8 protein-coding genes and 1 pseudogene are annotated in these 9359 nt (G+C 67.2%); all 9 read right to left on the minus strand.

The genetic code is table 11. The annotated features are described in order from the left end of the window. The coding region (locus BMZ19_RS21800) for an aldehyde dehydrogenase family protein (RefSeq protein WP_090313840.1) at window positions 1–986 on the minus strand (986 nt) is incomplete at its 3' end. A gap of 23 nt (window positions 987–1009) precedes the next feature. Then, entirely contained in the window at window positions 1010–1933 is a 924-nt protein-coding gene (locus tag BMZ19_RS21805; protein ID WP_090313842.1) for a catechol 2,3-dioxygenase, read from the minus strand. A gap of 260 nt (window positions 1934–2193) precedes the next feature. After that, a pseudogene (locus tag BMZ19_RS22945) lies at window positions 2194–2634 on the minus strand (methyl-accepting chemotaxis protein); the annotation flags it as partial. Window positions 2635–3220: 586 nt separating this feature from the next. Further along, on the minus strand, window positions 3221–3973 hold the full coding sequence (locus tag BMZ19_RS21815; protein ID WP_244517303.1) for an ABC transporter ATP-binding protein: 753 nt from the start codon (window positions 3971–3973) through the stop codon (window positions 3221–3223). Further along, a complete protein-coding gene (locus BMZ19_RS21820; RefSeq protein WP_090313846.1) occupies window positions 3973–4731 on the minus strand; it encodes an ABC transporter ATP-binding protein in 759 nt (252 codons plus the stop codon). Before BMZ19_RS21820 ends, BMZ19_RS21815 begins: the two co-directional genes overlap by 1 nt. After that, complete coding sequence (locus BMZ19_RS21825) at window positions 4728–5759, minus strand: branched-chain amino acid ABC transporter permease (protein ID WP_090313848.1); 1032 nt, start codon at window positions 5757–5759, stop codon at window positions 4728–4730. The genes BMZ19_RS21820 and BMZ19_RS21825 overlap by 4 nt, the downstream gene beginning before the upstream one ends. A 15-nt stretch (window positions 5760–5774) precedes the next feature. Continuing rightward, window positions 5775–6635, minus strand: coding sequence for a branched-chain amino acid ABC transporter permease (locus tag BMZ19_RS21830; protein WP_090313850.1), 861 nt, complete (start codon window positions 6633–6635; stop codon window positions 5775–5777). Between the two features lie 90 nt (window positions 6636–6725). Next, window positions 6726–7955: an ABC transporter substrate-binding protein gene (locus tag BMZ19_RS21835; RefSeq protein ID WP_090313852.1), complete on the minus strand. Its 1230-nt coding sequence runs from the start codon at window positions 7953–7955 to the stop codon at window positions 6726–6728. A 252-nt stretch (window positions 7956–8207) separates the two neighbouring features. Next, the coding region (locus BMZ19_RS21840) for an OprD family porin (RefSeq protein ID WP_090313854.1) at window positions 8208–9359 on the minus strand (1152 nt) is incomplete at its 5' end.

Genomic DNA, 9359 nt, shown 5'->3' on the forward strand with positions numbered 1-9359 from the left:
GAGCCGAAGTTGGCGGACGGGTCGTTCGGCTCGCCGATCTTCAGGCCTTCTGCGCCGGCCTTCAGGCGGGCGACGAACTCGTCGAAGATCGACCGCTCGACGTACACGCGCTCGGTGCCCAGGCAGACCTGGCCGCAGTTGGCGAAGGCCGAGCGCAGGGTGCCCTCGATGGCCTTGTCCATGTCGCAGTCGGCGAACACGATGCCGGCGTTCTTGCCGCCCAGCTCCAGCGACACCTGGCGCACGCCCTTGGCGGCGGCGCGCATGATGGTCTCGCCGGTGCCGGTTTCGCCGGTGAAGGTGATGGCGTCGACGTCCGGGTGGGCGGTGAGGAAGGCGCCGGCCGAGTTGCCGCCGAAGCCGTGCACCACGTTGTAGACGCCGGCCGGCACGCCGGCGGCGTTCATCACCTCACCGAGCAGCGCGGTGGTGGTGGGGGTTTCCTCGGAGGGCTTGACCACCACGGTGTTGCCGCAGGCCAGCGCCGGACCGACCTTCCAGGTCATCAGCAGCAGCGGCAGGTTCCACGGGCTGATCACGCCGATCACGCCCTTCGGCCGGCGCACGCCGTAGTTGAGCGCGCCGGTGCCGTCCGGGGTGGCCATCTCGAAGGCCTCGGTGGGCACGTTCTTGACCAGGTCGGCGAACACCGAGAAGTTGGCCGCGCCGCGCGGGATGTCGATGTGGCTGGCCAGCGACTTGGGCTTGCCGGTGTCCAGGCACTCGGCCTCGAGGAACTCGTCGAAGCGCGCGGTGATGCCGGCGGCGACGCGGTGGAGGATCTCGGTGCGCTCGGCGACGCTCATCTTGCCCCACGGGCCCTTCAGCGCGGCGCGCGCGGCCTTGACCGCGGCGTCGACCTCGGCTTCGCCGGCCTCGTGGATCTTGGCGATCACCTGGCCGTTGGCCGGGTTGACGTTGTCGAACAGCTTGCCGCTGGCGGAACCGACGTATTCGCCGTTGATGAAGTGTTTGATCTCTTTCATGTGCACGCTCTTGTCGAAGGCAATCAGGTCAGGACGGTGAGGAAGCGCTCGTTGAGCTGGCGGTCGTGGTAGAAGATCGCCTTGCCCAGGTCGGCGGCGTTCCAGGTCACCGGCGGGTGGTCCGGATAGTGGTAGTCACCACCGCAGAACACCTCGTTGCGGTTGCCGGACGGGTCGAAGAAGTAGATGGTCTTGCCGTGGGTCAGGCCGTGGCGGGTCGGACCGATGTCGATCGAGGTGTCGGTCATGCTGATCAGGTCGGCGGCGCGCAGCACGTCGTCCCAGGTCTCGAGGAAGAACGAGGCGTGGTGGAACTTGCCCTTCTCGGCGTGCTGGATGAACGCCACGTCGTGGGCCTTCATGCTGCAGGTGAGGAACTGGGCGACGCGGGTGCCTTCGGGGTCGAGCACCTGCTCGGCCAGATCGAAGCCGAGCACCTCGCGGAACAGGCGCAGGGTTTCCGGCAGCTCGTCGCCGTACAGCAGGGCGTGGTCGAAGCGGGTCGCCTTCATGCCCTTGAGGCCGCGCGGCCAGGCTTCCGGGTTGATCTCGGCGATACCCCACTTGCCGGTCTGCTGCTTCTCGGCGAACAGCTCGAAGCGGTGGCCGGACGGCGCGCTGAAGCGGATGCGCCGGCCACAGCCCTTGAGTTCGCCGGCGGGGATGCTCTCGACCATGCAGCCGAAGGCCACCAGGTCCTCGGTCAGGCGGCCGAGGGTGGCGTCGTCGAGCACCTTGAAGGCCATGAAGTCCATGCCGGCCTCGTCGGCCTCGCGCAGCACCACGGAGAACTTGTCGACCTCGGTCCAGCCCTTCAGGTAGACGCGGCCGCGCTCGTCGCGGTCGACCTCGATCAGGCCGAGCAGCTCGACGTAGTGCTCGAGGGCCTTGGCCATGTCCAGCACGCGCAGTTGAATGTGCCCGGGGCGCATTACACCTTTTTTCATCTCGACACCTCTTTGTCTTTCTTGTTGGTCCGGCCGACGCGCGCGGGCGGCTGCGGCTGCACGGGCCGGCTGTCGTTTTCCTAGCGTGGCAGTCAGGCTACGGCGCGCAGACGCGGGGTGATATCCGCTTTGTGCACGATCGTTATCCGCTTTGTGCACGGCGCGGATGGCGCTGCGAGGGATACGGGACCGAGCAGTCGGCTGGCCGGGTGGGGTGAAAAATGCGCGAAGCCCGACGGCAGAACGGCTGCGCCGCGCCTTCAGACCGCCTCGCGGAGCAGCTGCACGCCGGCCGGCTGGCGCGCACCGCTGTCGACCGTCACCGTGTGCAGCTGGCGATCCAGACTCTCGGTCAGCGCCTGTTGGCGCTCGAGTCCCTGCATGACCCGCTGGACGATGTCCAGGCGGGCCTGCGCGCCCTGGCGAATCTCGCCCATCGCCGCCAGCGCCTCCTGAGCCCGGCTCTGGCTGCAGTGGGTGGTTTCCGCGATGCGACCCATGCCGGCGCGCACATGCTCGGCGGTGTCTTCGAGGTTGCCGGCGATGCGGATGATCTGGCCGCTCGAATCGTTGACGCGCTGCGCCAGACTGCGCACCTCGCCGGCCACCACAGCGAAGCCGCGGCCATGCTCGCCGGCACGGGCCGCCTCGATGGCGGCATTCAGCGCCAGCAGATTGGTCTGCATGGCAATCTCCTGAATGCTGCCGACGATGGCACCGATGCTGCGCGACTGCTCGCGCAACTCGGCGAATACTCCGGACAGGCCATCCAGGTAGGCGGTCAACTCGCCGATCAGCTCGGCGACGGCCTCGATGCTGCCGACACTCGACACCACCCGCTCGCCGGCACCACGCGCCAGGTTGTTGGCATAGTCCATGTCGGCCTGGCTCTGGCGTACCGCCTCGCGCAGGGCGAACAGCGACGGACGCAGGTCCGCCGGCGTCGCCACCACTTCGGTCCTTTCCGTCGGCAACTCGTCGAACGCCCCGCCATCCTCCTCCGTCTGCTGCTCCACCTGCTCCACCTGCGCCAGGTACACAGGCGACGGCGCACGGCGCGCCAGGACGAACAGCCCCAGACCACAGACCGCACTCAGCCCGGCCAGCAGGAAGCCCGTCACCGAGCCGTCACGCCAGGCCTGGAGCCCGGCCAGGAAGAAGATCGAGGGCAGCAGGCACGCCGCCAGAGTCTTGCCATACATGCTCATAGCCCTTTGTCGGCACGCGGCGCCGGAATGCCCGCGCGAAACGAACGCGGGGCGGCAGCGCGCGCCGCCGTCCCCCACCTCACAGACCGATGTGCTCCTGGAGCAGCTCGGGTTGCTGCTTGAGCTCGGCGCTGGGGCCGTCGTAGACCACCCGGCCCTTGACCATGATCATGCTGCGGTCGGTCAGGTCGAGCAGCACGCCGACGTTCTTGTCGACCACCAGGGTGGCGATGCCGGTGTCCTTGACCGCGCGGATCACCTGCCAGATCTCCTTGCGGATCAGCGGCGCCAGGCCTTCGGTGGCCTCGTCGAGGATCATCAGCTCGGGGTTGGTCATCAGCGCACGGCCGATGGCGACCATCTGCTGCTCGCCACCGGAGAGGTTGCCGGTGTAGTGGGCGAAGCGCTCGGCCAGGCGCGGGAAGGTCGCCAGCACGCGGTCGAGATCCCAGTCGCAGCGGCCGTCGACGCCGGGGCGCGCAGCCATCACCAGGCTCTCGCGCACGGTCAGGTTGGGAAACATGCCGCGTCCCTCGGGGACGAAGCCGATGCCGCGGCGGATGATCCTGTAGGTCGGCTGGCCGGTCATCAGCTCGCCCTTGATGCGCACCTCGCCGCGGCGCGGCGCGGTGAGGCCGAGGATCGAGCGGATGGTGGTGCTCTTGCCCATGCCGTTGCGGCCGAGCAGGGCCAGGGTCTCGCCCGGCGCGATGTGGAAATCGACGCCGTGGAGGATGTGGCTGTTGCCGTAGTAGGTGTGCAGGCCGCGGGCCTCGATCAGCGGGGTGGCCGCTTCGACGCGGGAGGCCATGGCTTGTGCTGCGCTGCTCATCAGAAGTTCTCCTCGCCGTCGCCCAGATAGGCTTCCTGTACCGCCGGGTCGTTGCGCACCTGGTCCAGCGGGCCGCTGGCCAGCATCTGGCCGTTGACCATCACGGTGAGCTTGTGGGCGATGCTGAACACCGCGTCCATGTCGTGCTCGACCAGCACCAGCGAGTAGTTCTTCGACAGTCGGGCGAGCAGCTCGACCACCCGGCTCGACTCGTCCTTGCCCATCCCCGCCATCGGCTCGTCGAGCAGCAGGAAGCTCGGCTCGGTGGCCAGCACCATGCCGATCTCCAGCTGGCGCTGTTCGCCGTAGCTCATGGTGCCGGCGATCACCTCGCGCTTGGCGGACAGCCCGCACAGCTCGAGGCCCAGCTCGGCGCGCTCGCGCACCTGGGCGTAGCTTTCGCTGCGGCGGAAGAAGCGGAACGAGTTCTTCAGCCGCGACTGCGCCGCCAGCCAGCAGTTCTCCATGCAGGTGAAGGTCGGGAAGATGTTGGTGCGCTGGAAGCTGCGGCCCATGCCCAGGTGCGAGATGCGGTTGGGCGAGGTGCCGGTGATGTCCTGGCCCTTGAAGATGATCTGCCCGTCGCAGGGTGGCAGGTGCCCGGACAGCAGGTTGACCATGGTGCTCTTGCCGGCGCCGTTGGGGCCGATGATCGCGTGCACCTCGCACGCGCCGACCTGCAGGGACACGTCACTGACCGCAGTCAGGCCGCCAAAGGTCTTGGTCAGGCCACGGGTTTCCAGAATGATCGCGCTCATTGCCCAGCCTCCTTCTGTGCGGCACCGACCTGCGCGGCGGTGCGGCTCTTGTCACGCTTGCGTTCGCTCAGTTGCAGCAGCAGCCCGGCGATGCCGCGCGGCAGCAGCAGCACCATGCCGATCACCACCAGGCCCATCAGCAGCTCCCAGTGCGGGGTCAGCGCGGCGAAGCCGGCATGCAGGCCCTCGAAGGCGAAGGCGCCGAGGATCGCGCCGAACAGGCTGCCCATGCCGCCGAGGATGACCATCACCAGCACATGGGCGGACAGCTCCCAGCCGACATGGCTGGGGCTGACGAAGCCGTACTGGGTGGCCGACAGCATGCCGGCGTAGCCGGCCAGGGTACCGGCGATGACGAAGGCGGCCAGCTTGTAGAACGACGGGTTGTAGCCCATGGCGCGGACCCGCGATTCGTTCTCCTTGATGCCCAGCAGCACCTGGCCGAACGGCGCGCGCAGGAAGGTGCGCAGCAGCAGGAACACGCCGACCAAGGAGGCCAGCGCCACGTAGAACAGCGTGCTGCGCTTCTCCAGGTCGAGCAGCTGCACACCGGCGATGCTCACCTCCGGCTTCATGAACAGGTAGGCGCCGTCCGAGCCGCCGGCGAAGGAGGCGTCGTGGAACAGGTAGAACAGCATCTGCGAGAAGGCGATGGTCGCCATGATGAAGAAGATCCCCGAGGTGCGGATGATCAGCAGGCCCATGACCAGCGCGGCCAGGGCACTGACGCCCAGGCACACCGGCAGGGCGATCCAGATGCTGACCGCCTCGTACTCGGGGGCGACCAGCACCAGGGTGTAGCCGGCGATGCCGAAGAAGGCCGCCTGGGCCAGACTGACCATGCCGCTGATGCCGACCAGCAGGTCGAGGCTCAGCGCGACGATGGCGATGATCATGATGGTGGTCAGCTTCTGCAGGTAGAAGTCGTGCTGCTCGCCGGCCAGCGTCGCACCGAACAGCGGATAGGCCGCCAGCAGCAGGGTGAGCACGAGTAGCAGCAGCCGGACCGGGGTGGGCAGAATGCGCATGGGTAGGGTCTCCAGTCAGGCGAACAGGCCGCGAGGTTTGAACAGCAGCACGGCCGCCATCAGCACGTAGACCACCATGCCGGCGAAGTCCGGCACCAGCACCGCGCCCCAGGTGGCGGTCAGGCCGACCAGCAGGGCGCCGAGGAAGGCGCCGCGGATCGAGCCGAGGCCGCCGATCACCACCACCACGAAGGCGATGATCAGCACCTGGTTGCCCATCCCCGGATACACCGAGGACACCGGCGCGGCGATCATCCCGGCGAACGCGGTCAGCGCCGCGCCGGCGGCGAACACCAGGGTGTAGATGCGGCGGATGTCGATGCCCAGGCCCTGGACCATCTCGCGGTTGCTGGCGCCGCCGCGGATGATCATGCCCAGGCGGGTGCGCTGCAGGATCAGGTACATGGCCAGGGCGATCACCGCGCACACCGCGGAGACGAACAGGCGGTAGACCGGATAGTCGAGGGTCTCGGTGAGGGCGATCGAGCCGGACAGGAAGGCCGGGATCGCCACGCTGTGCACGTCGTTGCCCCAGAGGATGCTCTGCAGGGCGTCGAACACCAGGATCAGGCCGAAGGTCAGCAGCACCTGGTCGAGGTGGTTGCGCTTGTACAGCGCCTGCATCAGGAAGCGCTCGATCAGCACGCCGAGGCCGACGGCCAGCGGCACGGCGAGGAGGATGGCGAGGAACAGGTGGCCGACCAGCGAGGTCAGCCACCAGGCCAGGTAGGCGCCGACCATGTACAGGGCGCCGTGGGCCAGGTTGATGATGTGCATGATGCCGAAGATCAGCGTGAGACCGCTGGCGATCAGAAACAGCAGCAGCCCGTACTGCAGACCGTTCATGGTCTGGATGAGAATGCTGGACAGCTCCATGGTGATATTTCCACGCGATGGATGACAGAAGCCCGGGCACCGGCCGCCAGGGGATGGAACGGCCGGTGCCCGGGGGCGAACGCGAGTGCCTTAGCGAGCGGCGGCGGCGACCTGCTCCAGCTTGCAACCCGGTGCCGGGTCGCTGAGCTTGGCGCTGGCGACGTCGACCACCACGTTGGCGCCGTTGCGCACCTCGCGCAGGTAGACGTTCTGCACCGGGTTGTGCGCCTTGGAGAAGGTCCACTCGCCGCGCGGGCTGGCGATGCGCGCGTTTTCCATGGCCTGGATCCAGGCGGCGCGGTCCGCGGTGTTGCCGGCCACCGCCTGCAGCGACTGCGCCAGCAGCAGGCCGGTGTCGTAGCCCTGCACCGCGTAGATGTCCGCTTCCTTGCCGAACTGCTGCTTGTAGTCGCTGCGGAACTTGGCGTTCTCGGCGGTCCCCAGCGAGTCGGCGTAGTGCAGGGTGGTCAGCAGGCCGTCGGCCGCCTGGCCCTGGGCGGCCAGGGTGCCCTCGGTGAGGAAGCCCGAACCGAGCAGCGGGATCTTGTCCTTGAGACCGGCCGCGGCGTAGTCCTGGACGAACTTGGCGGCACCGCCGCCGGCGAAGAACACGAACACCGCATCGGGCTTGAGCGCGGCGATCTCGGTCAGCTGCGACTGGAACTCGACTTCCGGGAACGGCAGGTAGATTTCCTTGGTGATCTTGCCACCGGCCTGCTCGAAGCCCTCCTTGAAGCCGTCCACCGACTCGGTGCCGAAGCCGTAGCGCCAGGCCACGGTGACGATGTTCTTATAGCCCTTGTCGGCGGCGACCTTGCCCATCGGGAAGGCGGTCTGCCAGGAGGTGAACGAGGTGCGGAAGATGTTCGCCGCGCACAGCGGGCCGGTGGCGGCGTTGAAGCCGGCGTTGGGGATGATCAGCGGCACGCCGCTCTCGCGGGCGACCTTGACCGCACCCATGCCGACGCCCGAGTGCACCGGGCCGACCACCACGTCGACCTTGGCGCCGGACACCAGCTTCTGCATGTTCTGCACCGCCTTGCCCGGATCGGCCTCGCTGTCGACCACCACGTACTCGACCGCACGGCCGCCGAGCGTGCCGCCCTGCTGCTCGATGGCCAGCTTGAGGCCGTTGTTGGTGGCCTCGCCGAGGGCCGCGAAGGTGCCGGTGAACGGCAGCAGGATGCCGACCTTGACCGGATCGGACGCCTCCACGGAGGCAACCAGGGAACTACTCAGCGCCAACGCCATGGCACTGACCGCGAACAGTTTGCGCGGGGTATTCACACAGGCCTGAAATGCTTTCTTGTTGTTGTGCATTGCTTTCTCCAGAACCAACCAGATGACAGTAGGTACAACCCATTGGTAACAATCAGATAATTCGGTAATTCCTTGCCATGGCCTGAGCCAGATAACTCTCTTGAGCAACTGCAATTTCGACGGGAATAACTTCGCGCCAATCCTCACCGCATTAATTGGCGAAGACTTAATAAGCCATCAACTTCCCAGCTTAAAAAAGCCCGCCTGACGGCGGGCAAGCCCCGTAAAACTCGGTAGTGCCTTACCCCGGGATCAGAACAGACCCAGGGTGTAGCTGATGATCAGACGGTTCTCGTCGATATCCGGACGATAGTTGGAACGCGCGACCACGTTGCGCACGCGCACGCTGACGTTCTTCAGCGGGCCGCTCTGCACGGTGTAGCCGAGATCCAGGTCGCGCTCCCAGTCCTTGCCTTCCTCGGTGCCGCCGGTATCGACGTTGTCGCCGGTGATGTAGCGCACGGTGCTGACCAGACCCGGAATGCCGAGGGCGGCGAAGTCGTAGTCGTAGCGCGCCTGCCAGGAACGCTCGTCGGGCGCGGCAAACTCGAAGGTCGGCACTTCGTTGCCCAGCGGCGTCACGTTGGCGAACACCCGCGGCAGACCGTGCTCGCCATACATGGCCTGGTAGCCGATCAGGAAGTTGTGGCCGCCGCGCTTGGCCGACAGCTGGGTGTAGAACGCCTGGTTGTCGATCTCGCCGGCCAGCTCGTCGCCATCCTCGGCGGAGTCGAAGTAGCCGAGGTTGGCGCCCAGGGTCCAGACCCCCAGCGGCTCGCCGTGCTTGAGGCTGAAGAAGCGCTGGTTGTAGATGTCGTCCAGCTGCGCATACCAGGCGCCGACGCTGGTGCGGTTCTGGTTGAAGGCGTAGTCGGCGCCAACGTAGTTGAAGCCGTCGCTGGTCGGTGTCCGCACATAAACACGGCCCCTCGGAACCAACGCACGGATGTCGTCATCACCCGCCTCATTGCGCAGGCTGGTGGCGCGCATCTGGCCGCCCTGCAGGGTCAGCCCGGCGATTTCCTGGGAGACGATGCTGGCGCCACTGTAGGTCGGCGGCAGCAGGCGGATGTCGGAGAAGGTCAGCACCGGCAGGTTGGGCTGCAGCTCGCCGATCTTCAGCTCGGTCTTGGAGACCCTGACCTTGAGCGCCGCCCCGGCACGGCTGTAGTCGTCGGGCGCCTCGTCACCGAATGCCCCCGGCAGCAGGCCGGTACCGGCGCGATCCGCGCTGCTGTCCAGCTTGATGCCGAGCAGGCCGATGGCGTCGACGCCGAAGCCGACCGGGCCCGGGGTGTAGCCGGACTTGAAGTTGAGGATGAAGCCCTGGGCCCACTCTTCCTGCTTGGACTGGGCCGTCGCGGGAACGTCGCGGAAGTCGCGGCTGAAGTAGTAGTTGCGCGC

The organism is Pseudomonas linyingensis (assembly GCF_900109175.1).
Lineage (GTDB): Bacteria > Pseudomonadota > Gammaproteobacteria > Pseudomonadales > Pseudomonadaceae > Geopseudomonas > Geopseudomonas linyingensis.

Bases quoted from the DNA above. Each gene is read 5' to 3' on its own strand.
- BMZ19_RS21805 (WP_090313842.1), bottom strand. From the start codon at position 1,933: ATGAAAAAAGGTGTAATGCGCCCCGGGCACATTCAACTGCGCGTGCTG.
- BMZ19_RS21815 (WP_244517303.1), bottom strand. From the start codon at position 3,973: ATGAGCAGCGCAGCACAAGCCATGGCCTCCCGCGTCGAAGCGGCCACC.
- BMZ19_RS21820 (WP_090313846.1), bottom strand. From the start codon at position 4,731: ATGAGCGCGATCATTCTGGAAACCCGTGGCCTGACCAAGACCTTTGGC.
- BMZ19_RS21825 (WP_090313848.1), bottom strand. From the start codon at position 5,759: ATGCGCATTCTGCCCACCCCGGTCCGGCTGCTGCTACTCGTGCTCACC.
- BMZ19_RS21830 (WP_090313850.1), bottom strand. From the start codon at position 6,635: ATGGAGCTGTCCAGCATTCTCATCCAGACCATGAACGGTCTGCAGTAC.
- BMZ19_RS21835 (WP_090313852.1), bottom strand. From the start codon at position 7,955: ATGCACAACAACAAGAAAGCATTTCAGGCCTGTGTGAATACCCCGCGC.